The following is a 26,246-nucleotide window of genomic DNA, read 5'->3' as shown; positions in this document are numbered from 1 at the left end:
ACTACGGAGTTATCGACGCATTGCGACGGCGGATGCGGATTTCGATACGGCGGCGGGATTCAACATTGCCCGCTTGCCCTGTCGTCAGAGTGTCGCCTGGGAGCACCAGCTGAGCCGCTGACATCGGAAGAATCGTAGCCCCTTTCAACTTACCATCCGCCTTCAGAACATTAGCGACTGCGATTGCCCGGGCCAGGCCAAGGCCAGCATTGTCAGCAGGTAGGACCCCCGAAATCGGCTTCTTGCCTGCGAGCACGGCGATAAAGCTCTGATCGAGATTGGAGGTCGCCCGTGAAATCGGTTGCTCGTCAGTATGGCCGATGACCTCAATGATATCGACCTGATACTGCTCAAGGCTCTGCGCGATCTGGTCGGAAATGGACCCACGCAGCTTTTCTTCAAATGGCCCCGCCAGTTCTGCGCTACCAGACTGGAAGAAATATCCTCCGGCCTCACTCAGATTGATGATCGGCGGCCACTCGTGTGGTTTGGATTGAGCCTGTTTTTGCTCATTCTCCAAAAGGACTTTTAATCGGTCCGCAAGCACCTTGGCATCCGTGGTTGAAAGACCACTGTCCTTCAGCACAGTGACCGTTGCCTGGAGCGCGTCCGCAGCCCTTTGGAGTTCAGCCAACTTTTCAGCAGTGACCCCCTCCTTCTTCAAACGCTGGAGTTCGGTATTGGCATCGACAAGATCGCGCCATTCCTTTTCGAACTTCGCACGGTCAGCTGGAATAAGACTGACAGACCGGAGCTGGTTCTCCAGTGCAGCGAGCTTGTCCCTCAGTTGCTTCGCGGCCTCTTCAGCCTGCTTGTCCTTGGTTCTGAGCGAGGCCATTTCGATCTTAGTCTTTTCCAATGCCTTTTCGGCATCACGCGCTTTCGTTCGCTCCGCGTTGATGATCGCTGCCGCCACAAGCAGGAGACAGAAAACCAGCAACAGCATGGATTCAGCCATGGTCAGGCCAAGGATCAGGCCCCGATTGTATCCCTTGTGTTCAAGCTTCGTCGCCGGTTCCGCATAATCTACCATCGCCAACGCTTCTTCTGTTCAGGTTGCTTGGCCATATCCGCCGTTTGCGACGGTTCGGTTGCCGGTACCTCCGACGCCAAGACAGCTGGCTCCGAAGTTGGGGTCTGGATTGATGGGTGGCCGTCGAGGATGATTGGATCACCCTTTGGCTCGGTCATTGCCTCGATAACTGCGCTCGTCCCGTTGCTAGGCGATGCGAATTGGGACGTTTGGAAGAGATCGGGCGCATCATGCTGCCTGGTCGCGTTCTTGGCGCTCTTTTCCAGCGTCGCTGTTGTATCGCCAATTTTGGTGGAAGCCTTATCCAAGAGATCGACGGCGTTGCCGACCCTTTTCGCGACACCGCTCAAGGGCTTGAGAGCAAGATCGATTTTATCCCCGATTCCTTCGAACACTTTGAGCGAGGCTTCGATCTTGGCCGGGACCTGATCCATGGCCTGGTATCCCGCACGCATTGCTTCAGGAAGCTTGTCCAAGGGTTTTAGCGATGCGTCCAAGCGTTCCGGAAGGCGATCCAACGGCTGCAAGGCCTGGGTCATTCGGTCGGCCTGCTCTCTCGTATTCGCCGCCGTTTCATCAAGCCGTTTTGCCTGAAGTTTCCCGAGGTCCGCAATCGCCGCCAGAACGGGGGTCAATTCGACCTTGATCACGTCTTCCGGAAGGCGCATAGCAGCCAGTCGTTCGCTAGCGGCTTCTACGTGCCCGCCAAAGGAAACGATGATCCCTGTCAGGTTGGTCGACGTTTCGTTCAGCTTGGCAAGGGCAGCCTCGGCCAGTTCGTTGTTGGCCTTGGCGCGATCTTCGACGATCTTGTTGTTGGCATCCATGATGACGGCCAGCTTTTCCGCAGCTTCCTGGATCGGGCGTATAGCCTCGCGGGACACGGCCTCGATTGCCTTCTGGACAGCTTCGCCGCTCTTCTCGGCCTGGCGCGCGATCTCCTCAAAACCCTCGGAAAGCATCTCGCTGCTCGTGCGACGATAGCTGGAGAACTCGCGGGCCGATGAATCGAGTTCGGTCCTCACCCGCCGTGTCATCTCGGCGAGTTCGTGGCGAACGCTTCGCTCAATATCCAGTGGGTCGCGGCGCATCTGGTTGAACAGAATGCGCAGCGTAATGCCAACGATTGTCGACGTGACCGCGATACCGAAGTTTCGAACGATATCGTCGATAGATGCCTCACCGGAAAACCTATAAAGCGAAACGCCGAGACTTGAGAGGGTATAAAGAAACCCCATGTAATAGAGGTTGTCACCCGCCTGCTCGTTGTGAAGCCTAAGGCCGTTGGCAATGAACGACAGCCCGAAGTAGAAGAGCATCAGGCAGATCGGGACCGCCGTAACGACATAGGTATTCCATTCGAACGTCTTTGCCGTCCAGATGAATATCATGCCGCCGAAAGTCAGCGCCGCGAAGACAATGAGCGGTCCCTTGTGGCGGACGAAGCTCTGTAGCTTTTCCCGGCTGATCATCAGTTCATCCCTTCCAAACGGGTGAATCTTTCCATCTGCCCGTCGTTGACCTTGATCCAAGCGGTCCAGAATTCGGCCAACTGCATGGAGTCAAATTTCAGCCCGGGCCTTTGGAACTCCAAAAGGCGGATTTCCGTGCCGTTGAGGGCTGTTCGAAACTGCTCGCGGGCTGGAGATTTTTGAAATTTCTGGAAGTCAGCGCCATCAGCGTACATCGAAAAGGCGCTGGTATGCTCGATCAGGTCCGAGGCAACGACCATTTCTTTTGGAATGTCGCGATACTGCGGGGAACCAAAAACATTCAAATTGATGTTCTGAATACCCGCCATGATCGGCGACTGTTTGCCTGCAGTCCCTTTGCCGATCTTCCCTGCGATCTCATCCAAGGGTTTCTGGAAGCCCTTTTCCCATCGCTCCTTTGCCAGACGTTTGTTCCCGGTGATGTCATCTTCGCTTGAACCGTCCCCTGGGTTGCAGCCGCTGAAGGTCTGGCCAAGCTCTCCTTGCTTATCGGTCAACGCATAGACCTGGATCAGACCGCCCTCCGGAACCGACTTCACGATATCCTGGAATTGGTTGCGGAGATCGAGAGCCGTGACGTCGGAAATGGGATCGGTGACATCAAGAAGCATCGCCGTGATCGCCTTCGGGCCGGTCTCGGGGCACATCGTCACCTTGTCCAATTTTGGTTTGGAATCGGCCACGGCCTGGAACCAGAAAAACGTGCCGACCAACGCTATCGAACCGAGGCCGAACAGGATCGTCCCGATAATCAAGCCCGTGTTACTCTCTGAGCTACTTTGTCTGCGTCTGGCCATTTACGTTCCCCGGGAAAATCGTGTCGAGCTGGTGAAAACGGTCGATGGCGTCTGAATATGCCTCCCCTATCCGTTTCACTTGTTCTGTCAGCTCTTGTTGATGCTTGTTAATTTCAGCCGCAAGCTCCTGGTCGTTCCATTCCTCATGCACGTGAGGAACAGCATTCAAGCGGTCCATCTTGTATGACGTGATGAAATACTTCGGCTCTGGGGTCGTCCGCGATTTTCGGTTCGCCTCGCGATAGATGGTTAAAAGCGAGTTTGCAGCCTGCTCAAGTTGATTTTGATGTTCGTTGAACAGCGAGATCACACGAGCGCGGTGGGCAATCGTTGCCTGGAAATCCTGACGGCGGTTGCTCAGTTCTCGAATGATGTCGTTGACCTTGTTGTTGTGGTCGTTGCGGATGTCCGTCAGGTTTTCGATCAGCTGATCTTTCCGGCTCCGGTAGCGAATGCGTTTTACGTTCCGCTGCTTCTCTGTCGACGCGAAGCCGAGGTATGGATCGGTCATCATGCATGCGTCAGCGAATGCCACAATCGAGAACAAAAGGCCGAGCCCGAAGAGCAACCATGATTTCAGGTCGGTCAACCCGGCTGGATTCGTTCGCAATCGTTCAATAACTGCGGTCCCAGCGCCTTCGAAACTCACCTCGGCGATCTCACGGTAATGCGCGAGGGCCAGATTGATGCCGACTGCAACGATGACATACAATGCGAAGGTGAGATACCCGCCCAACTTGAACACGATAGACCGGTGGGCAAGCAGTTTGGAACAGCCAAGACCAAGCGCGAGTGCGTACCCGATGTTCACCACCGCAAAGACAACCGCTTCGATAATGCCGCCGACGAGGCCCTGCGAACTGCCTTCCCCCAAAAACTTGCCGTTCATAAGGGTTTCAATGAGGACCAGGAAGACGATGACTGAAATCTTGAATGCCCACATTGAAGACGTGGTGATCTTCGCCGCACGTTCCAGATTGTGTTTTTGCTTGAATTTGACGAGCTGGTTCTCGGCAACCAACATATCGTCGCGAAGAATATGAAGCTCGTCTTCGCCCCTGACCGCCTCCGCCTTAAAATCTGAAAGGCTGCTCGCGTTCGCGCTGCGTATGAGGCTGAACTGTCCTTGGAAATCGAGGCTCTTCAAACGGTCTGAAAAATGATCGAACCGATCTTCCAGAATTTGATAAGAAGCCTTCTTCTCAGCTTCGACCTTCGCCACGATCCGCTGCTCGGTATCATCAAGGGCCCGGGCAGCCTTTGGCGGCTGGTTCGTGGAGCCGCTCTCGGTCCCCCGGTCCACGAGTTCGAGGGTGCGACTGACCTTCTCGACTTCGATAATTGGAAAGACATCGGTCGTGGACCGAAAATCATGATTGGACTCTCGGACCGTTTCCCAGAGTCGGTTCAGTGCTTCAAAACGAGGGGCGGCCATTTTTTCCCGAACTGACGTGGTTACCATAGGTTAGCGGTAGCGACTGGGTATCGCATAGATTGTTTGCGGTCCAGAATATGGTTTCGAAAGGGTTAACAGAGATGCGACGCGCGAGTTGCCGGGTGAAACTGCCTTGAAAACGCCGTTACGATCCGCAGCGCAGTTAAATTCGGAAGAGCAGGTGCTACGGTGCAAATAGTCATTTCCTTGTCAATTGAAGTCATGATTATGGAAATGGTGGAGAAAAAATGTGGCTGCCCCTACGAACGACCAGTCTGGCGCTCTGGCGGAATCGGTCTTGAAGGCAGTGAATATGCTTTGCGCGTTTTATCAGGCGACAAAACGCAGCGACATTTGTATCTGTGGCGTATCTGTGGCGGTGGGGTTTATGCAGCTTAAAGCAGCCAATGTCTGCGCCGTATAGGATGCAGGGGAAAGACGATGGTCGGAGTGGAGAGATTCGAACTCCCGACCCTCTGGTCCCAAACCAGATGCGCTACCAGGCTGCGCTACACTCCGTGACCCATCGATGGCGCGGAGATACACGCTTACCCCAGCCCCTGCAATAGCTAAATTGTGCAATCCAACGCATGCGCGAATGCTGATCTAAGGCTTTGCGCCGGATATACGCTGGCTGTCGACGATGTCCCCGGGGGCAAGACCAAGGCGGCTGACAGTACCAGCGTTCAATTCGAGAACGAAGGCGACCGGCACACGGGAATCGATGATGGCTTCGGACAAGGGCACTGCGTTTTCACGCACCGCCTCGACCTTGCCGTCCCGGGCGATGAACAGCATGTCGAGCGGAAGGTAGGTGTCCTTCATCCACATCATCACCCGGCGCGTCTCACCGAAATCGAACAGCATGCCGCGATCCCGCGGCATGTGACGGCGGTTCATCAGGCCCTGCGCGCGCTGATCGCTATCCACCGCCAGTTCGACGGTAAACCTGTAAACCTTGCCGCCGGCGGCGATGATCTGCAGGGGTGCCGTGTCGAAGGTGACCTCCGCTGCAGGGGCGCAAAACGGAACTAGCCATAAAAAAAGCGCCACGAGGGCGCTTCCGGCACGGCGCGGGAGGCGCGCCCGCATCAGTGCGCCCGACCGGTCGGCGCCGGGACGTCTGGGTGGATTTCGGCCGCCATCAGACCCTTGTCGCCATCGCCGAAGCGAACCAGAACGGTCTGGCCGGGACGCAGTTCGGTAAGTCCAAAGCGACGAAGTGTTTCCATATGGATGAAGATGTCCTCGGTGCCATCACCGCGCGTCAGGAAACCGAAGCCCTTGGTGCGGTTGAACCACTTGACGAGCACCCGCTCCAGCCCACTGGTCGGCGTCACCTGAACATGCGTCTTGACCGGCGGCAGTTGCGACGGGTGGACCGCCGTCGACTGATCCATCGAAAGGATGCGGAAAGCCTGGTAGCCGCGGTCGCGCTTCTGGATCAAGGCAACGACTCGGGCGCCTTCAAGGACGGTCTGATAGCCGTCGCGGCGCAGGCAGGTGACATGAACAAGCACGTCCTGCATGCCGTTGTCAGGCACGATGAAGCCGAACCCCTTGGCAACGTCGAACCATTTGATCACGCCGGTGATTTCGATCAGATCAAGCGCGTCATTGCCAAAGTCATCATCCGGCGTGACGCCCTTCGGTGAAATCCTGTCCGCCATTACCCGCCAGCCCCTCGTTTACGCGTCACATTCATTACGGTTAACTGATTCTTGACGGTCAGAATAACATCGTCCCGCCGCGGTTGCGCAAGCCCTCGGATGAAATTTGCCGTCGATCAAAGCTACCTCACGAGCCTTGCCTCTGGCTGGCTTGCGGCTAAATATAGCTCATCTTCAGCAAAACAGGGACATTACAATGCGTTATCTGCACACGATGGTTCGCGTCAAAGATCTGGACGCGGCACTTCACTTTTATGGCACGCTTTTCGGCCTTGTGGAAATCCGCCGCTACGAGAACGAGAAGGGCCGTTTCACCCTGGTTTTCCTCGCGGCACCCGGCGATCTCGACCATGCGAAGGCGGAACTGTCTCCCTGTCTGGAACTCACCTATAACTGGGATACCGAGGATTACACCGGCGGCCGCAACTTCGGTCACCTCGCCTATGAGGTCGATGATATCTACGCGATATGCCAGCACCTGATGGATAACGGTGTCACCGTCAACCGGCCGCCGCGCGACGGGCACATGGCTTTCGTTCGTTCGCCGGACGGAATTTCGATCGAAATCCTGCAGAAGGGCGAAAACCTGCCGCCGCAGGAGCCATGGCTATCGATGGGCAATACGGGCGCCTGGTAAGCCCCGCGCAATGGGACCAGGCGATAATCAGACCGAAATATGAAAATCGCCTGTTCATTCCGGAGCAGTTTAACCATCAGCTTGGTGGAGGCCTCCCCGTGGAACCGCGCGACAACCACCGCCTGCGTCAGCGCAGGTTTACAAACAACGACGCGTTCACTATTGTGCGCGCGAAACGTTAAGGGATCAGGATCTGAGTCGCCTTACGGTCGATGCCCATCCTGCTTCCGGTTGAACCGGTCAAACCGCAAGAACGGCGCGAACACCCCAACAGGGATCGCGCCGACGATATGCTGTTTGCGACTTCGAAATGATCGGCCACGACGGCAACGATATGTCGCCCGGCCCGCATTGAGTGGGGATCCAACGTTGCGTCAAGTTCTGCTAACGACGGCGACGATTCGCGGTTTCGGCTGTGCTCTCGCCCTGACCATTTCGGCAATGGCCCTTTCCGGTTGTGTGTCGGCCGCGAAGGAAACCGCGGCGACGGAGCAGACGGTTCCCGAAATCGCGGCGGCCGACGCGGAACAGGCAGTTCCCGCCGCCTATCAAGACCAACAGGTGGCAGCCGTTGGCGCCAACACGCAGCAACAGGCCGCAGACCCGGTCGAGGCCAATGCGATGGTTCCGGCGGTCACTGACGGTCAGCCGGCATCGCTGACGATGCAAAGCACTGGCGTCAAGGCAACCTCCAGCAGCATCTTTGCGGTTCAGACGCCGAATGCGGTCCCTGTCCCGGCGCAGAACGCCGACGCGGGAACCGGCAATGCACCGTTGCCGGTGGGGCAGCAAACCGGCGTCAACCCGACCACAAACAGCCTTTTCAACAGTGGCCAGCCCGCAGCCAATCCGGCAGCCCTGCCGCTTGAAGGTGCGACCAATACCGAGGGTGCCGTTCCGGCAACGCAGCAGGTGGCAAGCGCCGAGGTTGGCACCGCCATTCCCGTTGCCGTGCCGATTCCGTCGAGTGGCAACGCCATGCGGGACGGAGGCAGCGTGCCTCAGCCAGCGGCGACGCAAACCGCGTCTGCGGATCCGACGGCGGTTGCCGTCGCCGCTGTTCCCGAGTCTGGCAACGCGGAAAACGACGGCGACGAGCAGGATGCAACACAGAAGCCGCTGACGTTCGCGGCGCTGTTCGCTGCCAAGCGCAAGAGCCGGAATCAGTTTGACGGCGATCGTTTCGCCAAGGCGCCGGCAAAAAAGACGCTTGTCGCCGCCAATATGCCGCAGCAGCAGATCGCGGCACTCGGTTTTACTGACTTGCCCGGCGTCCAGACCACTTCGATGTTTGCGACCGTGGACGATGCCCAGCCCGGCCATGACGACGACAGTGCCGCGGTCGAAGTGGCCGCCCTGCCCGGCTTGGCACGGCTTGCGCCAAACGGCCTCTGGCTGCAAACGGAGAACGTGGAGACCGGCTGTTTCCGGCCGGAACTGCTGCAGGTTCTGAAGGTGGTCGAGACCCATTACGGTCGCAAGATCATGGTGACGTCGGGCCTGCGGGATGTGAAACACAACATACGGGCCGGCGGCCGGCGGTATTCCCTTCACACGACCTGCCAAGCGGCCGACATCCAGGTGCCCGGCGTCAGCAAATGGGATCTTGCCAACTATCTGCGCACTATTCCCGGTCGCGGCGGCGTCGGAACCTATTGCCACACGGAATCGGTCCATATCGATACCGGTGAGGCCCGCGACTGGAACTGGCGCTGCCGCCGCCGCAAAACCTGATACCAAGTGACTGTTTTAATTGCGTATTTTCTCTTTTCCCCAGAGATTCCTCTTTAACAGGGCTTTTTTACAGGAAAATGAAGATTGCCGCTTGCGGTATTCAAAACCCCTGACTATAAGACGCCCACACAACGGCTGCGCCCTTCGTCTATCGGTTAGGACACCAGATTTTCATTCTGGGAAGAGGGGTTCGACTCCCCTAGGGCGTACCATTGTGAACCTCCCCCTCGACATAGAAATATGTGCGCTTCCGGTGAGAAAGCCTCGCCGGTGAGCGCTTCCGCACGACGTAGAAGCCCTCTCTTTTGCCGCTGTTTTTGCTGCGAAAAATCCTCAAAAAAAATGCGATTTAGCACTTGCAGCATCCAAAGCGTCTGACTATAAGACGCCCACACCACTGATGCGCCCTTCGTCTATCGGTTAGGACACCAGATTTTCATTCTGGGAAGAGGGGTTCGACTCCCCTAGGGCGTACCATGGTTCTCTGTTCCCCCGATATTGACACACATTTGCCGCCCGCGGGGCTCTCGGCTCAAAGCGCCTTTGCGGCGTCGATTACCCGCAGCTGCACACGCCGCGTTCCCTGCCACAGGTCCGCTGAGATCGACGCTGCGACGTGGATAGCCATGCCACGTCCCGAAAGCAGGAGATCGCCAAGAGGCGTTTCAAGCGCTCTGAAGGCTACGCCTTCGGCACGGGAGCCGTCCTGCCCCTCCAGCGTGATCTTCACATGGTTGGCGCCGACCTGCCGCGAATCGCGCAAACGGTGAGCCGGCAGGGCGAAGACCGGTTGCGGATGGCCGGCCCCGTACGGGCCTGCCTGCTCGAGCTGGTCGATCAGTGCCAGATTGGCACCGGCCGCCCCCAATGCGCCATCGATCTTCAGCGTTTCGGCAGAGACGAGGTCCTTGATGGCGGTCTCAGCTTTTTCCTCGAAGAAATGCCGCAGCCTGCCGAGATTGGCGCGCTCGATCGTCAAGCCCGCGGCCATGGCATGGCCGCCGCCTTTGACCAGAAGACCGGCATCGACGGCGGCCCGGACGATTCGTCCGATGTCGAAGCCGCTGATCGACCGGCCCGACCCAGTTCCCTTGCCATTGGGATCGAAGGCAATGGCAAAGGCCGGACGGCGGAATTTTTCCTTCAGCCGGGCCGCTAGCAAGCCCACAATGCCGGGATGCCAGTTTTCACGCGCGGTGACGATGATGGAGGCGGATTCACCGTTGCCATATTCCGCCAGCGCCTCAGCCTCCGCCTCGGCCAGCATGGCAATTTCCATCGCCTGTCGCTCACGGTTCAATTCATCGAGCCTTGCTGCGATCTGCTCGGCGACGTTTTCGTCGTCAAGTGTAAGCAGACGACTACCAAGCGCCGCGTCGCCGATACGCCCGCCGGCATTGATTCGAGGGCCGATCAAGAACCCGAAATGATAAGGTGTTACAGGGCCGCCAAGCCCTGCCTTGCGAAAGAGTGCCGACAGCCCCGGATTCTGCATATGGCGGGCGGCAACAAGCCCTTTCACGACATAGGCTCTGTTCAACCCCTTGAGTGGCACAACATCGCAAACGGTCGCCAACGCGACGAGATCGAGCAGAGCAAGAAGATCGAAGGACTCAACCCGGCGGTCTCCACTTTCACGCAGTTGGCGCATGGCGTTGACGAGAACGAGGAACACAACGCCGGCAGCACAGAGGTGCCCCTGCCCTGAAAGATCGTCTTCCCGATTCGGATTGACCAGCGCCACACAGGGCGGCAATTGCGCCCCGACCTGATGATGATCGATCACGACCACATCGATCCCGCGCGCCTCGGCCGCCGCCAATGATTCGTGGCTGGTCGAACCGCAATCCACCGTGACAATCAGTCGGGCGCCATTGTCGATCAACTGGTTGATTGCCGCCGGATTGGGACCGTAGCCCTCGAAGATGCGATCCGGAATGTAGATTTCGGCTTCGACGCCGAAATGGCGCAGGAAGCGGAACATCAAGGCGGATGATGCGGCCCCATCGACGTCGTAGTCGCCGAAGATGGCGACCTTCTCACGGTTTCTGATTGCTGCGAAGAGGCGGCCGGCTGCCTTGCTGCAGTCTGTCAGGGTATCGGGATCGGGCATCAGCGAGCGGATCGTCGGTTCGAGGAATGCGACTGCGTCGTCCATCGTTACGCCGCGGCCAGCCAGCACGCGGGCAATGAGATCGGAAAAGCCGTGAACCTGACTGATGGCCAGCGCGCGGTTCTGTCCCGCCTGATCGAGCCGCGACACCCAGCGCTGCCCGCTCACCGAGCGCTCGACGCCGAGAAAAGCCCGCTGGATCGGATCTACCAAGTCGCTCATCGTACATCCTTGATTTCTTGACCGTTCGTACCCGTGTTTTGCGGCATCCGCAAACCGGAAACGACAGCGGCCCCATCCGGGTCGATTGCCGGATGGGGCCGCAAAACGTGCGTAAACGAGCGTATCAGGCCGCCTTCGGGCGCTCAATGCGGATCACCTGGGGATCACCGACGAGATAACCTTCGCTCTTGATCGAGGCGACAGCCTTGCGCACCGATTGTTCGGTCGTCGCATGGGTAACGAGGATGATCGTCTGCGGTTCGCCGGTCTCGACCGGATGTTTCGAATGCTGGACGATCGATTCGAGCGAGATGTGATTTTCCGCCATATGCGTCGCAATTTTCGCGAAGACACCGGTCCGGTCGACGACTTTCAGCCGGATGAAATAGCCACCCTCATGGCTCTGAATCTGCGCGCGCTTGTAGGTGAGCAGCGCGGTGACGGGGCGGCCGAAGGCCGGCACATGCTGGGCGCCCGGTCGGCTCTTGGCAATGTCGGCGATATCGCCAAGCACGGCAGACGCCGTCGCATTGCCGCCGGCGCCGGGTCCGACCATCAGGAGTTCGCCGAGAATATCGGATTCGATCGCCACCGCGTTGGTGACGCCGTCGACCTGGGCGATCACCGAATCGAGCGGTACCATGGTCGGGTGGACGCGTTGCTCGATGCCGCTTTCGGTGCGTTGCGCAACGCCGAGCAGCTTGATGCGGTAGCCAAGATCGGCCGCCGCGTGAATATCGTCGATCGAGATGTTGGTGATGCCTTCGAGGTAGATGTCGTCGGCGGCAATCGCCGTGCCATAGGCAAGGCTGGTCAGAATGGCGAGCTTGTGTGCGGTGTCGTTGCCCTCGATATCGAAGGCCGGATCGGCTTCCGCATAGCCGAGGCGCTGCGCTTCCTTGAGGCAGGCCTCGAAGGAAAGCCCCTCCTTCTCCATCTTGGTGAGGATGTAGTTGCAGGTGCCGTTCATGATGCCGTAGACACGGGAAATCGTGTTGCCGGTCAGCGATTCCCTGAGCGCCTTGATCACCGGAATACCACCGGCGACGGCGGCTTCGTAGTTCAGAAGCGCACCATGCTCTTCGGCGAGTCCGGCAAGCTCAATGCCGTGTGCGGCGAGCAACGCCTTGTTGGCGGTGACGACGTGAAGCCCACGGGACAGCGCTGCCTTGACGGCGGAATAGGCTGGTTCGCCGGCACCGCCCATCAGTTCGACGAAGACGTCGATATCGGCCGTCTCAGCCAGCGACAACGCATCGTCATGCCAGCGCATGGCGGATAGGTCGACGCCGCGATCACGGTTCCTGTCACGTGCCGTGACGGCGGTGATCTCGATCGCCCGGCCGCATGTCGTCGCCAACTGCTCATGGCGCTCCTGAAGAATACGGACGAGCGAGGCGCCAACGGTTCCCAGGCCCGCAATGCCGATTTTAAGGGCATCTGACATTCACGATTTCCTAACATGTCGAGAGCGCTCCGCCTCAAAGCGGCGGAGCGGATGTTTGAGGGTGCCGGAAAGACCAGCGCCTCAGCGATGAGCATTCAGCGAGATGACGTTGTGCAAGGTGTCGTCTGCCGTTGAAAGAAATTTCTTCAGGCTGCGGGCCGCCTGGCGGATCCGGTGTTCGTTCTCGACAAGCGCGATGCGGATATAGTCATCCCCCTGCTCGCCGAAACCGATGCCCGGGGCCACCGCAATGTCGGCTTTTTCCACCAGCAGCTTGGAAAACTCCAGCGAACCGAGATGACGGAACTTTTCCGGGATTTTCGCCCAGGCGAACATGGTGGCCGCCGGCGGCGGCACGTCCCATCCAGCCTTGCCGAAGCTTTCGACCAGAACGTCGCGGCGGCGCTTGTAGATATTGCGGACTTCGGCAATGTCCGAACCATCACCGTTCAACGCATGGGTTGCGGCCACCTGGATCGGCGTGAAGGCGCCGTAATCGAGATAGGATTTGACCCGTGTCAGTGCAGCGATCAACCGCTCGTTGCCGACCGCAAACCCCATGCGCCAGCCGGGCATGGAGAATGTCTTGGACATCGACGTGAACTCGACCGTGTTGTCCATCGCGCCGGGAACTTCCAGAACGGACGGCGGCGGCAGGTCGTCGAAATAGATTTCCGAATAGGCGAGATCCGACAGGATGACGATGTCGTGCTTCTTCGCAAAGGCAACGACTTCCCTGTAGAAATCGAGCGTCGCCACATGCGCCGTCGGGTTCGACGGATAGTTGATCACGAGCGCGATCGGCTTGGGGATCGAATGCCGGATCGCCCGCTCGAGCGGCGGGAAGAACGTGTCGTCAGGCTCCACCGAGATCGAGCGGATCACGCCACCGGTCATCAGGAAGCCGAAGGCATGGATCGGATAGGTCGGGTTGGGGCAAAGAACGACGTCGCCCGGCGCCGTAATCGCCTGCGCCATATTGGCGAAGCCTTCCTTCGAACCGAGCGTCGCGACGACCTGCGTATCCGGGTTCAGCTTGACGCCAAAGCGGCGCGCGTAGTAGGCGGCCTGCGCCCGGCGCAGACCTGGGATGCCCTTGGACGAGGAATAGCGGTGGGTGCGCGGGTCCTGAACGACCTCGCACAATTTATCGACGACGGATTTCGGCGTCGGCAGGTCGGGATTGCCCATGCCGAGGTCGATGATGTCTGCTCCACCCGCTCGCGCGCTGGCTTTCAAACGGTTGACCTGTTCGAAAACGTAAGGCGGCAGACGCCGGACTTTGTGAAACTCTTCCATCTTTAACCTCGTCTTGCGCGGTCTCCGTTGCTGGGAACATGCGTGCAAGGAGAAACGCGCGGTGCAATCGGCCCACGCGGCCACGAAACGCTTTGCGTCCAAATCAGCTGAAACGCAAGCGCTAATTCTGTATTTGCTTCAGCGTATCGGTGCCGTGATTGGCGGCAAGCAGCTGTAGCTCCTTGAGGCGGCGCTGATATTCCGCTTCGGAGATTTTGCCGGACGTACGGGCCGAACTCAATGCCGTCAGCCGTGCTTCCTGGGCGGCAGCCTCTTCATTGCTCATTTGTACGCTTGCCGCAGGCCGCTTGCCTTCGATCACCGGATAGACGTCCGCCGGAATGGGCTTGGCCATGGTGGCGGAGTAGACGGACGGCTGCTCGCCAACCGTCGCAGAATTGCAGCCGGCAAGAACAAGCGCAAAACCAACTGTTCCACAAGCCGTTACCATCCGCATCATCGCTGCTTTTCCCGACTTCTTCATCATGCCCCTGCCCGGTCTGTGCCGCTCGATCTTCGCCCGAAATTGGCTGACAGCCAAGAGGCCAGTCCAACACGCGCTGGCACTTGTAATCATTTTAAGGCAGAATGTAAAAAGACAAAACAAACAAACATCTGTGGAGGAAACCGGGTGGCAGAAGACAGGAAGACCGAGAACCCTTCCGGCTCCAGCGCGGATGGTTTTAGCGGTTTCGACCCGAAGTCCGTCGATCCCTATATCGTCAAGGATCCTGAGGCCCTGGCGATGAATATGGCACGCACAGTGGAGCAACTCGGCAAGGCGGCGTCCGCCTGGCTTGCACCGCGCGAAAGCGGTCAGAAGACCGATATGATCGCTGATCCGGTCGTCGATATGGTCAAGACGCTGTCGAAAGTCTCCGAATATTGGCTGTCCGATCCGAGGCGCACTCTGGAGGCCCAGACCTCCCTGATGGGAAGCTTCTTCTCGATGTGGACACGCACGCTGCAAAAAATGAGCGGCGAGGCCGTGAGTGACCCGGACGAAGTGCCGCGCGACGACAAGCGCTTCGCCGACGCCGACTGGGTCGCCAATCCCTTCTTCGATTTTCTGCGGCAAAGCTATTTCATCACGTCCAACTGGGCGGACCGGATGGTACGCGATGCCGATGGGCTCGACGAACACACCAGGCACAAAGCCGCCTTTTACGTGCGGCAGCTTTCAAGCGCCCTCTCGCCGGCCAATTTCGTGACGACGAACCCGCAGCTCTATCGCGAAACGGTGGCGTCGAGCGGCGCCAACCTCGTCAAGGGCATGCAGATGCTCGCCGAGGACATCGTTGCCGGCAAAGGCGATCTCAAACTGCGCCAGACGGATACGAGCAAATTCGCCGTCGGCGAGAACATCGCCATTACGCCGGGCAAGGTCATTGCCCAGAGCGATGTCTGCCAGGTTCTGCAATACGATGCCTCCACAGAGACGGTGCTGAAGCGCCCGCTGCTGATCTGCCCACCCTGGATCAACAAATTCTATGTTCTCGACCTCAATCCGCAGAAGTCCTTTATCAAATGGGCGGTGGATCAGGGACATACCGTCTTTGTGATCTCCTGGGTCAATCCGGACGAGCGCCATGCCAACAAGGATTGGGAATCCTATGCCCGCGAGGGCATCGGCTTTGCGCTCGACACGATTCGTCAGGCAACCGGAGAAGAGGATGTCAACGCGATCGGGTATTGCGTTGGCGGCACCCTGCTCGCTGCAACGCTTGCTTTGCACGCGAAGGAAGGCGATACGCGCATCAAGTCGGCCACGCTGTTCACGACGCAGGTCGATTTCACCCATGCGGGCGATCTCAAGGTTTTTGCCGATGAGGAGCAGATCGCGCAGATCGAGCAGCGGATGAAAGAAAACGGCTATCTCGACGGGTCGAAGATGGCCATGGCTTTCAACATGCTGCGTGCGTCGGATCTCATCTGGCCCTATTTCGTCAACAACTACCTGAAAGGCCAGGAACCTTCAGCCTTCGACCTGCTCTACTGGAACTCCGATTCGACACGCATGCCGGCGGCGAACCACTCTTTCTACCTGCGCAACTGCTATCTCGAAAACAACCTGAGCAAGGGCAAGATGGTTCTGGCCGGGAAAAAGATCTCGCTCAGTGACGTGAAAATCCCGATCTACAATCTCGCTACCAAGGAAGATCATATCGCGCCGGCAAAATCGGTATTCGTCGGCAGCCAGTTCTTCGGCGGTGACGTGACCTATGTCATGTCCGGATCAGGGCACATCGCCGGTGTCGTCAATCCGCCGGACAAGGGCAAGTACCAGTTCTGGACCGGTGGTCCCGCCAAGGGCGATTTCGACGACTGGGTAGCGACGGCCAAGGAGACGCCCGGCTCGTGGTGGCCGCATTGGCAGGCCTGGATCGAAACGCTCGACAGCGAGCGGGTTGCCGCCCGCAAGACAGGGGGAACGCTGAACTCGCTGGAAGAGGCACCCGGCTCCTACGTCCGCGCCCGCGCTTGACCCAGAACGGACATCCGGCTCCATGATTTTCGACCGGCCGCTGGTGCCTGCCGTCCTTGTCCAACGCTACAAGCGCTTCCTCTTCGACGCGGTTCTGGAGGACGGCCGTGCGATCACCGGCTCCTGCCCCAATACCGGCTCGATGCGTGGCCTGACCTCGCCCGGATCGCGCATCTGGCTATCGGAACACGACAGCGCGACGCGAAAATATCGTCATATGCTGGAGATGGTGGAAGTGGGCGGCACCGTTGTCGGCATCAATACCGGGCTGCCAAACCGGCTGGCGGAAGAAGCGATCCGAGCCGGCCAGATCGGCGATCTGCATCTCTATTCGACCCTGCAGCGCGAGCAGAAATACGGTCGGAACTCCCGCATCGACATGCTTTTGACCGACCCCGAGCGCGGCCGCGCCTATGTCGAAGTCAAGAACGTGCATTTCAGCCGCGCTTCAGGCCTTGCCGAGTTCCCGGATAGCCCGACGGCACGTGGCGCGAAGCATCTCGAGGAACTCGGCGACATGGTCGAGGCGGGTCATCGCGGCATCATGATCTACCTCATCCAGCGGGATGATTGCGCGATCTTCAGGATCTGCAATGACCTTGACCCGCTCTATGCCCAAGCATTCCTGCGGGCGGGACGGCGCGGCGTCGAGGCGTTTGCCGTCAAATGCCGGGTTTCGCCGCAGCAAATTGTGCCGGACGGTCTGATCATGATGGACGAACCCGCCTTTGCTGATCTATGACAACAGGAAGACAACTGAAAGTATCGTAATGGTCACCTATATCGAGGCAGCGTCTGCGCCCTACAAGAATACCGGCGTCATCCGCCTCTACACGCCCGAGGATTTCGCCGCCATCAAGCGCGCCTGCCAGATAACCGCCCGCTGCCTTGATGAACTGGCGAGCCGCGTCAAACCGGGCGTGACGACCGACGAGATTGACCGCTTCGTGTTCGAATTCGGCATGGATCACAACGCGCTGCCCGCCACGCTGAATTATCGCGGCTACACAAAATCCTCCTGCACCTCGATCAACCATGTCGTCTGTCACGGCATTCCCAATGAAAAGCCGCTACGCGAAGGCGATATCGTCAATATCGACGTGACCTACATCATCGATGGCTGGCACGGGGATTCCAGCCGCATGTATCCGGTCGGCGAGATCAAGCGTGCGGCCGAGCGCCTGCTCGAAGTCACCCACGAATGCTTGATGCGCGGCATTGCCGCGGTGAAGCCCGGCGCGCGCACCGGTGCCATCGGCGAGGCCATCCAGACCTTCGCCGAGGCGGAGCGCTGCTCGGTGGTGCGCGACTTCTGCGGCCACGGTGTCGGCCGGCTGTTTCATGACGCCCCGAACATCCTGCACTACGGTCGGGCAAATGAAGGCCCGGAAATGCGCGAGGGCATGATTTTCACCATTGAGCCGATGATCAATCTCGGCCGCCCGCACGTGAAGGTCCTGGCCGACGGCTGGACCGCCGTCACCCGCGACCGATCCCTCTCCGCCCAATATGAGCATGCGGTCGGTGTCACGGCCGACGGCTGCGAGATTTTCACCCTGTCGCCGGCCGGCCTCGACCGGCCGGGCCTGCCAGCATAGGGTTCGCGATGACAAAGCCCCCTTTCTCTCCCGACGGCGACACTTCGCAACCGGCTGACGAAAGGGGCTTTTTCGCGGAACAGCCAGCCAAGCGCTCGGGCCTCGGCCTAGCAACCGCCCAGGACGACGCGCACCATCATGGCCACCGCGATCGGCTGAGGACCCGCTACTGAGACCATGGCGACACCGCGCTTACGGACTACGAAATTCTGGAACTGCTGCTCTTCCGCCTGATCCCACGCCGCGACACCAAGCCCATCGCCAAGGCGCTGCTCGACCGGTTCGGGACGCTTGCCGGTGTCTTCGGCGCCTCCCCGGCCTTGCTGCAGGAAGTGAAGGGAATTGGCGAGGCCGTGGCTTTTGATCTGAAACTCATTTCGACTGTCGCTCACCGGACGCTGAAAAGCGAACTCAAGGGCAAGCAGGTTCTCGCCTCCTGGTCATCCGTGATCGAATACTGCCACGCTGCCATGGCGCACGAGACCCGTGAGCAATCTCGCATTCTCTTCCTCGACAAGCGTAATGCATTGATCGCCGACGAAGTGCAGCAGACGGGTACCGTCGATCACACGCCGGTCTATCCGCGCGAAGTGGTGAAGCGCCTGGAACTCTCGGCCACCGCGCTGATTCTCGTGCACAACCACATGGGGTATTCGCGGGAGCGAGTCGCCCCTGATGCAGTCCCGACAATGCCACCTAGGCCTTGAACTCCTCGTTCACCATGATCGCGTATTTGTCGAGAGGTCTCGGTCCGACAGACATTGATTTCAGGCACTCACTCACCTGCCGTCTTAGCCAGTTTGGATTCAAGCGCGCCGAAATTGGCGTTTGGATCTTCGGCAACGACGACGCTCGCGCTCGGCAAGGCCAGCGGTTCCGGGCTGGTTGGTAGGGGGAAGGATCCGCTTGCAATGTTGATCGGGAATTCAAGGCACTAGTCGATTGACCTCAGGTACCCCAGGTAGTGATACTGGGCGCACGACCGAGAGGGATAACCGGAGCGCGGACAGTCTTTGACGGTCCAGGCTTCGTTTGCCATGTGGATGCCGCTGCGCGCTTCACATCGATTTTCCCCGCCACCATGCGGAGTTGAAGAAAGTACTGAAACAATTGACGTTCACCGATCGCCTCGACCATCTGCCAGAAACCAAACGTCGCGAGCTCGGCCGTGTCGCCGAGATTCTCTTTGATGAATTCGACGAAGCCCAGAAGGGAAAACTCTCCGACAAACGCAAGACAGGCCGCATTCTCAAGCTGGTCCTGTTTGGCTCCTATGCGCGCGGCGATTGGGTCGAGGATCACAAGAGTGGCTATCGGTCCGACTATGATCTGCTCGTCGTCGTCAGTGCCGAGAGCTTTGCCGACCCGCACGATTATTGGGATCGGGCCAGCGAGCGTTTTGTGCGCGAACTGACCGTCACCCGGCATCTCGACACGCCAGTGAACTTCATCGTCCACAGCCTGATGGACCTCAACGATCAACTGGCCCGCGGCCGACCGTTCTTTACCGACATCGCCCGCGACGGCGTCGTGCTCTACGAGGAGCCAGGTTTCCCCCTCGCCGCCGCAAAACCGCTCACGCCCGATGACGCAAGGGCCGAGGCGCAACGCCACTTTGATCACTGGTTTCCGCTGGCAAGCCACGCCCTTAAACTAGCTCAAGACAGCATGGCGGACGATGTAACCCGTGACGCTGCTTTCATGCTCCATCAGGCGAGTGAACGCCTCTATCACTGCGTTCTGCTCGTAAGGACCCTCTACAGCCCGAAATCGCATCGGCTGAGTTTCCTTCGCTCCCATGCCGAACGCATCGACAGCAGGCTGATCGAGGCATGGCCGCGCGACAGCCGTTTTGCCCGCCGCTGCTTTGCGCGCCTGGATCGCGCCTATGTCGAGGCCCGCTATTCCTCCCAGTATGCGATCACGGCCGAGGAACTGACCTGGCTCGTGGAACGGCTGAAGGTTCTGAAGCAGGTCGTCGCCACTCTTTGCGCCGAACGGCTGGCTGCGTAATAGTCAAACGTTGGCTTTTGTTGTGGGACTGATCGATCGGCGAAGACTGCGCATTTTTGATGTCAATGGCGCCGCGCCAACTAGCAAGCGCATCCCCCATCAGACAGTCCTCATCACTATCTCGCCTAACCTGCCAGGGGATCAAGGCGGAATTGTTTTCGGTAATCGAGATCACGGCGAGGGCACCTTTGCGCGCAACTGCGGCCATCACCAGGAGACAAATATCTCGCTTGCTGAGCCGCCATAGTGGGCCGACCGGCCGGCTGGTACTGGAGGAACGTCTAATCTCCGTATTGTGGCGGCAATGCACAGGTTCCGCATGAATCATAATGCGATCCTGCGATCCATAACGAGAATGTCTCACACGATCACGTCCGATCTGCACGCGATCAGCGTCCGACCAATACTCCTCGATCCGGACCAGTTTTAAGGGTTCAGGTCACCCAGTCTCGGGTTTATTGAAGTACTCTTTCTTCAAGTTTACTTTTCGCAGGTAGACAATCGAGCCTCACGGACACCGCAATCCGACAAGCGTTGAAACGCGTTGAAAGCATTATCGTCCACAACCACCCCTCCGGCGATCCGACACCCTCCCGTGCCGATATCGACATGATCAAAATGATCATCGAAACGGCAAAGCCGCTCGGCATCACCGTTCACGATCACATCATCGTCGGCAAGGACGGTCATGCAAGCCTCAAGGGGCTGCGACTGATCTAAGCCGGGCGGGTCTCTACAGCCACTTCATTCGCCGGAACATGCGGTAGAGGAGGCTGCACGTGACGACGATTACCCCCAGGATCAGAAAATAACCGTAGCGAAACTTGAGTTCGGGCATGTCGTCGAAGTTCATGCCATAGATACCGGCGATCGCGGTCGGTACCGCCAGAATGGCAGCCCAGGACGCCAGCTTGCGCGAAATCTCCGTCTGCTCGGATTGGCCGATCATAAGGCTGGCCTCGAAGGTGAAGGCAAGGACTTCGCGCAGGGTGTCGATATCTTCCTGAACGCGGCGCACATGATCGGTGACGTCGCGAAATAGCGCGTGCAGCGTTACGTCCATGCCGGGCAGTTCGAGATTCTCGTGACGCCGGCAGACGTCGACCAGTGGCACGACCGCGTTGCGCAGCCGAAGCAGGCTGCGGCGCAGGAAATAGAGCCGCTCGATATCCTTCTTGTCGAGCCGCTCGCGCAGCACCCGCTCTTCCAATTCCTCGACTTCCGCGTGAATACCTTCGACGACGGGCATGTAGTTATCGACGATGAAATCGAGGATGGAATAGAGAATGTAGTTCTCGCCATGCGCCAGCGCCGCCGGCGAAGCCTCGCACCGCTGCCTTACCTGATTGTAGGAGGTCGATGGCCCGTGACGCACGGACACGACATAGCCGCGGCCGACAAAGAGATGGGTCTCACCGAAGACAATTTCGTCTCCGCCCATATGGGCCGTTCGCGCCACAACGAAAATCGCGTCGCCGTAGATCTCCAGTTTGGGGCGCTGGTGGGCATGGCCCGCATCTTCGATGGCAAGCTCATGGAGACCGAATTCGGACTGCACCTCCCGCAGCAGCGCTTCATCCGGCTCGTGCAGCCCGATCCAGACGACAGCGTTGTCACGGCCCTTCCAATGGTGAGCTTCCTGGATTTCGATATCGCGAATGCGCTGGCCATGTTCGTAGACTGCAGCAGCAACGACGCCGGGTCGGCTGCGCGGCTTTGCTGACGGAAGCGTGTCGGTGTTGAGATCATCAACGCGCGCGTCGTCGGTCTCGTGCAAAGCCATGATACCATCTCCCACTGCAAACTGGGCATTACCCGTCGAATTCGCTACGCATCGGATATCTGCAGCGAGCCCATTTCGGAGCGCCGTCCCTGCCGGATACCGACCTTCACGCGGCAATATAGCGCTTTTCGTAAAATAAGCATCTACGAGCCCGAGGGTAGTTCATAAGGCTTTATTAAACTGTGAGATTGACGTTATATCCGCTTGCGAGTGAATTTGCCGCAACGCACAATGATTCTTTCTTCATCATCGGAAACGCGTCATGAACCAGTACGATCTCGTGGTTGTCGGCAGCGGGCCTGCAGGGCGCAGGGCCGCCATTCAGGCAGCCAAACTGGGCAAGAAGGTTCTTGTCGTCGAACAGGGAAAGCGGGTCGGCGGCGTCTCCGTTCATACTGGCACCATTCCCTCCAAAACCCTTCGCGAAACAGCGCTCAACCTGACCGGTTGGCGCGAACGCGGTTTTTACGGGCGCGCCTATCGCGTCAAGCAGGAAATCAGCGCTGAAGACCTGCGCCGCCGCCTTTTGATCACGCTCGATCACGAGGTCGAGGTTCTTGAGCACCAGTTTGCCCGCAACCGCGTCCAGCATATTCGCGGCAAGGCGAGCTTCATCGACCCTCAAACGCTGCAGATCGTCAAGGACGACGGAGAAATCATTCGGGTCTCCGGAACGAGCATTCTTCTCGCCGTCGGCACAAAACCGTTCCGCCCGGACTACATACCATTCGATGGAAAGACGGTGCTCGACAGCGACGAATTGCTGGAAATTGAAGATCTGCCGCGTTCCCTGGCCGTAATCGGCGCCGGGGTCATCGGCATCGAATATGCGACGATCTTCAGCGCGCTGGACACACATGTCACCGTGATCGATCCGAAGGCGACGATGCTCGACTTTATCGACAAGGAAATCGTCGAGGATTTCACCTATCAGCTGCGTGACCGCAACATGAAGCTGCATCTGGGCCAGAAGGCGGAAAAGGTGGAGCGGACGCCGGACGGCAAGTGTTCAATCACGCTCGACAGCGGTCGTGTCATCGTCTGCGAGATGGTGCTGTTTGCCGCCGGTCGCATGGGCGCGACCGACACGCTGAACTTGCCCGCAGCCGGGCTCGAAGCCGATAGCCGCGGTCGGCTGAGCGTCAATCCCGAGACGTTCCAGACATCGGTTCCGAATATCTATGCGGCGGGCGACGTCGTCGGTTTTCCGAGCCTTGCTTCAACCTCGATGGAACAGGGGCGAATCGCTGCACGCGTCGCCGTCGGCGCGATCGCAAAGGAGCCGCCGAAATTTTTCCCCTACGGCATCTACGCCGTGCCGGAAATTTCCACTTGCGGCCTGACGGAAGAAGAGGTCAAGGAACGTGGCATCCCTTACGAATGCGGCATTGCCCGTTTCCGGGAGACCTCGCGCGGCCACATCATGGGGCTTGATTCCGGCCTGCTGAAGCTGATCTTCTCGCTGAAGACCCGCCGCCTGCTCGGTGTCCATATCGTCGGCGAAGGTGCGACGGAACTCGTCCATATCGGCCAGGCCGTACTCAACCTGAAGGGCACGGTCGAGTATTTCGTCGAAAACACCTTCAACTATCCGACACTGGCCGAAGCCTACAAGATCGCCGGCCTCGACGCCGGCAATCGGATGGGCGAACTCATCGCGAAGGGATAAGCGACGCCTCCGGTCTGTATCATCTACGGGCGCCGCACACAGTTTGCCAGCCTCAACGCTGGTCCGGTGCTGACGAAGCTGGACGACTCGTCGTTTGAAATTTGCAGAACACAGGCGAGCCGCCCGATAAAACCGCCACAGCTCTGTGGTATCTCATGTGTGCCCTTCGCACGACGACACCTCCCATAGATCCCTGCACCATAGCAAAAAGGCCGCCCCTCACGGGACGGCCTCTTCAAATTTGTGAGAGAAGCGCTGACCTTATTCGGCGCTGTCGTCAGCGGCCTTCTTCTTGGCCGGGGCCTTCTTCTTCGGAGCAGCGGCTTCTTCGCCTTCGGCAGCGTCAGCCTTGGCAGCGGCCTTCTTCTTCGGAGCGGCCTTCTTCGTTTCGGAAGCGCCGTCTTCGTCGTCGGCCATCAGCTCTTCCTTGCTGACGGTCTTATCGGTGACCTTCACTTCGGAAAGCAGGTGATCGACAACCTTTTCTTCGAAGATCGGCGCGCGCAGCGAAGCGGCGGCACCCGGGGTCTTCTGGAAGTAGTCGATGATCTGCTTTTCCTGGCCCGGGAACTGGCGCAGCTGTTCGAACAGCGAGCGTTGCATTTCCTCGTCGGTGACCTGAACGCCGGCCTTTTCGCCGATTTCAGAGAGAACGAGGCCGAGGCGCACGCGGCGTTCAGCCAGCTTGCGGTATTCGGCGCGGGCTTCTTCTTCCGTCGTGTCTTCGTCGGCGAAGGTCTTGCCGGCCTGGCTGAGGTCGGTGTTGATCTGGCGCCAGATGTTGTCGAACTCTGCGTCGACGAGGCGCTGCGGGGTGTCGAACTGGTAGAGTTCGTCCAGCTGGTCGAGGATCTGACGCTTGACCTTCTGGCGGGTCATCGAGCCGTACTGGCTTTCGATCTGGCCGCGGACGACTTCCTTGAGCTTGTCGGCCGACTCGAGGCCGAGCTTGGTGGCGAGATCGTCGTTGATTTCCACCTCGGCAGCGGCGGCAACATCCTTGACGGTGATGTCGAAGGTGGCTTCCTTGCCTGCAAGGTTGGCAGCCGGATATTCAGCCGGGAAGGTTACGGTGATGGTCTTCTCGTCGCCAGCCTTGACGCCGACGAGCTGCTCTTCGAAGCCCGGGATGAAGCGGTTGGAGCCGAGAACGAGTTCAGCGTCCTCGTCCTTGCCGCCATCGAAGGCAACGCCATCGACCTTGCCGAGGTAGTCGATCGTGACGCGGTCGCCGTTTGCGGCCTTGCCCTTCTTGGTTTCGTAGGTGCGGGCGTTTTCTGCGATCTTGAGGATCTGCTCGGTGACCTCGGCCTCGTCGATATCGACGACTTCGCGCGTCACCTTGATACCGCTCACGTCCTTCAGGACGATCGAAGGAATGACTTCGTAAGCGAGGGTGAACTCGAAGTCGACTTCTGCGTTGAGGATCTTGTCGGCTTCGGCCTCGTTCTCGGTCATCGCGATTTCCGGCTGGGTCGCCGACTTTTCGCCGCGCTCCGACAGGATCTCGGTCGGCTTTTCGCGAACGAGTTCGTTGACCAGTTCAGCCATGATCGACTTGCCGTACATCTTTTTCAGATGTGCGAAAGGCACCTTGCCCGGACGGAAGCCGTTGATCTTGACCTTGCCCTTGGCATCTTCAAGACGCTCGTTCATACGAGCTTCCATGTCCTTGGCCGGGATAACGACCTTGAGTTCGCGCTTCAGCCCTTCAGCGAGCGTTTCGATAACCTGCATGTTCAAACCTTCATTTCACGTTGACAGGGCTCTGTCGGTGTTCTTTTACACGAGCACTTGAGCCGATCCATTTGCCGGGAGTGGCTTTACGCAAATCAGTCACCGTTTTGCAAGCAAAATGGCGCCGTCTTCTCGATCGACGCCAAGAACCAGCCCTGGACGTCCTTCATTCTGGTGCGGGTAGAGAGACTTGAACTCCCACGCCTTGCGGCACCAGAACCTAAATCTACAAGGAAACCCAGTAACTTAAGGTTTCCCGGCGTTTCAGCCCCCTCCTCGTGCCAGTGCCGTCACAACTTGGCACAGCTTTGGCACAGTGTTTTGGTGCGGGTAGAGAGACTCGAACTCCCACGCTTGCGCGTCTGGACCTAAACCAGGTGCGTCTACCAATTCCGCCATACCCGCTTGGTGGCGCGGTATGTCACAAGCACGGTATAGGGTCAAGTCGCTAGACAGGCGTGGGCCGGGTCTTAATCTCTTCCAACGTCCAGACATTCTTGCAGGTCAGCCCCTCCGACGCCACCTCTGCGGGATAGGTTGATTTCAAATTGCCCCAGTCCTCCCACGAAATAAGCCGGATGGGTTGCCCGGAGCCGTTGAATAGCATCATTGCACTTTTCCGCCGAAAAGCTCTGAGGACCGTCGTGGGTCCGTATCCTTCCGCGAGAAACTGGGTCTTGGTGAGGTCGAAGGGCCGCTTCATCTTGGATAAGAGGCCGCTCGTCGGTTGTCCGGTCACAGGAATTTTCGTCATCTCTCTTCTCCATATGTCCACGGTCTTGCAATCGCAGCGCGATCAAGTTAGCCGTGGGTTTCATCTCAAATTTGAAAGGAAGTCTCATGCGCTTTGCGCTTGTTGCGCTCGCACTGCTGGCTGGCTGCGCCTCGTCGGGCACTGGAAATTCAGCCGGGATCACCTACACAATGGTAGGAAATATGAACATCGGAGCGGCCACGCGGGACGCAGACGCTCACTGTCAGAAGTATGGCAAGGTCGCCCAGCTTCATCAGACGGGCAACCTCATGGCATCTTTCAACTGCGTGGCTCCGTGATGAACGGACGCCTCGTCACCATCCTCGT

Annotated in this window: 20 protein-coding genes, 4 tRNA genes and 2 pseudogenes; 11 read left to right on the top strand and 15 right to left on the bottom strand. The window is 58.7% G+C overall.

Translation table 11 applies throughout. The features are described from left to right. Position 1: 1 nt before the first annotated feature. The 7 genes from WI754_RS15115 to WI754_RS15085 all read right to left on the bottom strand — a co-directional run bounded on the left by WI754_RS15115 (position 2) and on the right by WI754_RS15085 (position 6,428). The gene (locus WI754_RS15115; RefSeq protein ID WP_349437826.1) at positions 2–1,033 is read right to left on the bottom strand and encodes a hypothetical protein; all 1,032 of its coding nucleotides are present in this window, start codon (positions 1,031–1,033) and stop codon (positions 2–4) included. Next, on the bottom strand, positions 1,027–2,352 hold the full coding sequence (locus WI754_RS15110) for a hypothetical protein (protein WP_349434285.1): 1,326 nt from the start codon (positions 2,350–2,352) through the stop codon (positions 1,027–1,029). Before WI754_RS15110 ends, WI754_RS15115 begins: the two co-directional genes overlap by 7 nt. A 152-nt stretch (positions 2,353–2,504) precedes the next feature. Continuing rightward, positions 2,505–3,323, bottom strand: coding sequence for a hypothetical protein (locus WI754_RS15105; RefSeq protein WP_349434284.1), 819 nt, complete (start codon positions 3,321–3,323; stop codon positions 2,505–2,507). Continuing rightward, positions 3,301–4,758: a hypothetical protein gene (locus WI754_RS15100; protein WP_349434283.1), complete on the bottom strand. Its 1,458-nt coding sequence runs from the start codon at positions 4,756–4,758 to the stop codon at positions 3,301–3,303. Before WI754_RS15100 ends, WI754_RS15105 begins: the two co-directional genes overlap by 23 nt. A gap of 442 nt (positions 4,759–5,200) precedes the next feature. Continuing rightward, positions 5,201–5,277, bottom strand: a tRNA-Pro gene (locus tag WI754_RS15095). Positions 5,278–5,364: 87 nt separating this feature from the next. Continuing rightward, positions 5,365–5,850 carry a DUF192 domain-containing protein gene (locus WI754_RS15090; protein ID WP_349434282.1) on the bottom strand — a complete coding sequence of 162 codons (486 nt, stop codon included), beginning with the start codon at positions 5,848–5,850 and terminating at the stop codon, positions 5,365–5,367. Further along, complete coding sequence (locus WI754_RS15085; RefSeq protein ID WP_037123746.1) at positions 5,850–6,428, bottom strand: cold-shock protein; 579 nt, start codon at positions 6,426–6,428, stop codon at positions 5,850–5,852. The genes WI754_RS15090 and WI754_RS15085 overlap by 1 nt, the downstream gene beginning before the upstream one ends. A gap of 196 nt (positions 6,429–6,624) precedes the next feature. On the opposite strand from WI754_RS15085, the gene WI754_RS15080 reads away from it, so the two are divergent. From WI754_RS15080 to WI754_RS15065, 4 genes are all read left to right on the top strand, one after another. After that, complete coding sequence (locus WI754_RS15080) at positions 6,625–7,065, top strand: VOC family protein (RefSeq protein ID WP_349434281.1); 441 nt, start codon at positions 6,625–6,627, stop codon at positions 7,063–7,065. Between the two features lie 369 nt (positions 7,066–7,434). Then, positions 7,435–8,799: a D-Ala-D-Ala carboxypeptidase family metallohydrolase gene (locus WI754_RS15075; protein ID WP_349434280.1), complete on the top strand. Its 1,365-nt coding sequence runs from the start codon at positions 7,435–7,437 to the stop codon at positions 8,797–8,799. A 137-nt stretch (positions 8,800–8,936) separates the two neighbouring features. Further along, a tRNA-Glu gene (locus WI754_RS15070) sits at positions 8,937–9,011 on the top strand. A 190-nt stretch (positions 9,012–9,201) separates the two neighbouring features. Further along, positions 9,202–9,276 (top strand) — tRNA-Glu (locus WI754_RS15065). Positions 9,277–9,331: 55 nt separating this feature from the next. On the opposite strand, the gene recJ is transcribed toward WI754_RS15065, so the two are convergent. The 4 genes from recJ to WI754_RS15045 form a co-directional block, all read right to left on the bottom strand. After that, positions 9,332–11,134 carry a single-stranded-DNA-specific exonuclease RecJ gene (gene recJ, locus WI754_RS15060; RefSeq protein ID WP_349434279.1) on the bottom strand — a complete coding sequence of 601 codons (1,803 nt, stop codon included), beginning with the start codon at positions 11,132–11,134 and terminating at the stop codon, positions 9,332–9,334. Positions 11,135–11,258: 124 nt separating this feature from the next. Further along, positions 11,259–12,581, bottom strand: coding sequence for a homoserine dehydrogenase (locus tag WI754_RS15055; protein ID WP_349434278.1), 1,323 nt, complete (start codon positions 12,579–12,581; stop codon positions 11,259–11,261). 81 nt (positions 12,582–12,662) lie between these two features. Then, positions 12,663–13,880: an LL-diaminopimelate aminotransferase gene (locus tag WI754_RS15050; RefSeq protein WP_349434277.1), complete on the bottom strand. Its 1,218-nt coding sequence runs from the start codon at positions 13,878–13,880 to the stop codon at positions 12,663–12,665. Positions 13,881–14,001: 121 nt separating this feature from the next. After that, a complete protein-coding gene (locus tag WI754_RS15045; protein ID WP_349434276.1) occupies positions 14,002–14,421 on the bottom strand; it encodes a hypothetical protein in 420 nt (139 codons plus the stop codon). A 90-nt stretch (positions 14,422–14,511) separates the two neighbouring features. On the opposite strand from WI754_RS15045, the gene phaC reads away from it, so the two are divergent. The 6 genes and pseudogenes from phaC to WI754_RS15015 all read left to right on the top strand — a co-directional run. Beyond that, entirely contained in the window at positions 14,512–16,365 is a 1,854-nt protein-coding gene (gene phaC, locus WI754_RS15040; protein WP_349434275.1) for a poly(3-hydroxyalkanoate) polymerase subunit PhaC, read from the top strand. Between the two features lie 22 nt (positions 16,366–16,387). Continuing rightward, entirely contained in the window at positions 16,388–17,107 is a 720-nt protein-coding gene (gene sfsA / locus WI754_RS15035) for a DNA/RNA nuclease SfsA (protein ID WP_349434274.1), read from the top strand. 28 nt (positions 17,108–17,135) lie between these two features. Beyond that, positions 17,136–17,963: a type I methionyl aminopeptidase gene (gene map / locus WI754_RS15030; protein ID WP_349434273.1), complete on the top strand. Its 828-nt coding sequence runs from the start codon at positions 17,136–17,138 to the stop codon at positions 17,961–17,963. 53 nt (positions 17,964–18,016) lie between these two features. Beyond that, positions 18,017–18,607 (top strand): annotated as a pseudogene (gene radC, locus WI754_RS15025) (DNA repair protein RadC); the annotation flags it as partial. 445 nt (positions 18,608–19,052) lie between these two features. Further along, positions 19,053–19,976 (top strand): HEPN domain-containing protein, encoded by a 924-nt coding sequence (locus WI754_RS15020; protein WP_349434272.1) that lies wholly within the window; start codon positions 19,053–19,055, stop codon positions 19,974–19,976. 552 nt (positions 19,977–20,528) lie between these two features. Then, positions 20,529–20,696, top strand: a pseudogene (locus WI754_RS15015) (JAB domain-containing protein); the annotation flags it as partial. 13 nt (positions 20,697–20,709) lie between these two features. On the opposite strand, the gene WI754_RS15010 reads toward WI754_RS15015, so the two are convergent. Beyond that, entirely contained in the window at positions 20,710–21,759 is a 1,050-nt protein-coding gene (locus WI754_RS15010; protein ID WP_349434271.1) for a magnesium and cobalt transport protein CorA, read from the bottom strand. A gap of 262 nt (positions 21,760–22,021) precedes the next feature. On the opposite strand from WI754_RS15010, the gene sthA reads away from it, so the two are divergent. Continuing rightward, positions 22,022–23,428, top strand: coding sequence for a Si-specific NAD(P)(+) transhydrogenase (gene sthA, locus WI754_RS15005; RefSeq protein ID WP_349434270.1), 1,407 nt, complete (start codon positions 22,022–22,024; stop codon positions 23,426–23,428). Positions 23,429–23,689: 261 nt separating this feature from the next. Here sthA and tig read toward each other — a convergent pair whose 3' ends face one another. The 3 genes from tig to WI754_RS14990 all read right to left on the bottom strand — a co-directional run bounded on the left by tig (position 23,690) and on the right by WI754_RS14990 (position 25,919). Beyond that, positions 23,690–25,165: a trigger factor gene (gene tig, locus WI754_RS15000; RefSeq protein ID WP_349434268.1), complete on the bottom strand. Its 1,476-nt coding sequence runs from the start codon at positions 25,163–25,165 to the stop codon at positions 23,690–23,692. Positions 25,166–25,487: 322 nt separating this feature from the next. After that, positions 25,488–25,570, bottom strand: a tRNA-Leu gene (locus WI754_RS14995). A 43-nt stretch (positions 25,571–25,613) separates the two neighbouring features. Next, positions 25,614–25,919, bottom strand: a complete 306-nt coding sequence (locus tag WI754_RS14990; RefSeq protein ID WP_349434267.1) for a hypothetical protein — start codon at positions 25,917–25,919, stop codon at positions 25,614–25,616. Between the last annotated feature and the right edge of the window lie 327 nt (positions 25,920–26,246).

Origin of the sequence: Pararhizobium sp. A13, assembly GCF_040126305.1 — a bacterium.
GTDB lineage: Bacteria > Pseudomonadota > Alphaproteobacteria > Rhizobiales > Rhizobiaceae > Pararhizobium.
The sequence above is the reverse complement of the archived record's forward strand: the minus strand, read 5'-3'. Positions and strand labels throughout refer to the sequence as shown.

Excerpts from the sequence above, each read along its gene's own strand:
- WI754_RS15090 (WP_349434282.1), bottom strand. The coding sequence starts at position 5,850 with ATGCGGGCGCGCCTCCCGCGCCGTGCCGGAAGCGCCCTCGTGGCGCTT.
- sfsA (WP_349434274.1), top strand. The coding sequence starts at position 16,388 with ATGATTTTCGACCGGCCGCTGGTGCCTGCCGTCCTTGTCCAACGCTAC.
- WI754_RS15010 (WP_349434271.1), bottom strand. The coding sequence starts at position 21,759 with ATGGCTTTGCACGAGACCGACGACGCGCGCGTTGATGATCTCAACACC.
- WI754_RS14990 (WP_349434267.1), bottom strand. The coding sequence starts at position 25,919 with ATGACGAAAATTCCTGTGACCGGACAACCGACGAGCGGCCTCTTATCC.
- WI754_RS15115 (WP_349437826.1), bottom strand. The coding sequence starts at position 1,033 with ATGGTAGATTATGCGGAACCGGCGACGAAGCTTGAACACAAGGGATAC.
- WI754_RS15080 (WP_349434281.1), top strand. The coding sequence starts at position 6,625 with ATGCGTTATCTGCACACGATGGTTCGCGTCAAAGATCTGGACGCGGCA.
- recJ (WP_349434279.1), bottom strand. The coding sequence starts at position 11,134 with ATGAGCGACTTGGTAGATCCGATCCAGCGGGCTTTTCTCGGCGTCGAG.
- WI754_RS15050 (WP_349434277.1), bottom strand. The coding sequence starts at position 13,880 with ATGGAAGAGTTTCACAAAGTCCGGCGTCTGCCGCCTTACGTTTTCGAA.
- tig (WP_349434268.1), bottom strand. The coding sequence starts at position 25,165 with ATGCAGGTTATCGAAACGCTCGCTGAAGGGCTGAAGCGCGAACTCAAG.
- WI754_RS15110 (WP_349434285.1), bottom strand. The coding sequence starts at position 2,352 with ATGCTCTTCTACTTCGGGCTGTCGTTCATTGCCAACGGCCTTAGGCTT.
- WI754_RS15105 (WP_349434284.1), bottom strand. The coding sequence starts at position 3,323 with ATGGCCAGACGCAGACAAAGTAGCTCAGAGAGTAACACGGGCTTGATT.
- sthA (WP_349434270.1), top strand. The coding sequence starts at position 22,022 with ATGAACCAGTACGATCTCGTGGTTGTCGGCAGCGGGCCTGCAGGGCGC.
- map (WP_349434273.1), top strand. The coding sequence starts at position 17,136 with ATGGTCACCTATATCGAGGCAGCGTCTGCGCCCTACAAGAATACCGGC.
- WI754_RS15100 (WP_349434283.1), bottom strand. The coding sequence starts at position 4,758 with ATGGCCGCCCCTCGTTTTGAAGCACTGAACCGACTCTGGGAAACGGTC.
- WI754_RS15085 (WP_037123746.1), bottom strand. The coding sequence starts at position 6,428 with ATGGCGGACAGGATTTCACCGAAGGGCGTCACGCCGGATGATGACTTT.
- WI754_RS15055 (WP_349434278.1), bottom strand. The coding sequence starts at position 12,581 with ATGTCAGATGCCCTTAAAATCGGCATTGCGGGCCTGGGAACCGTTGGC.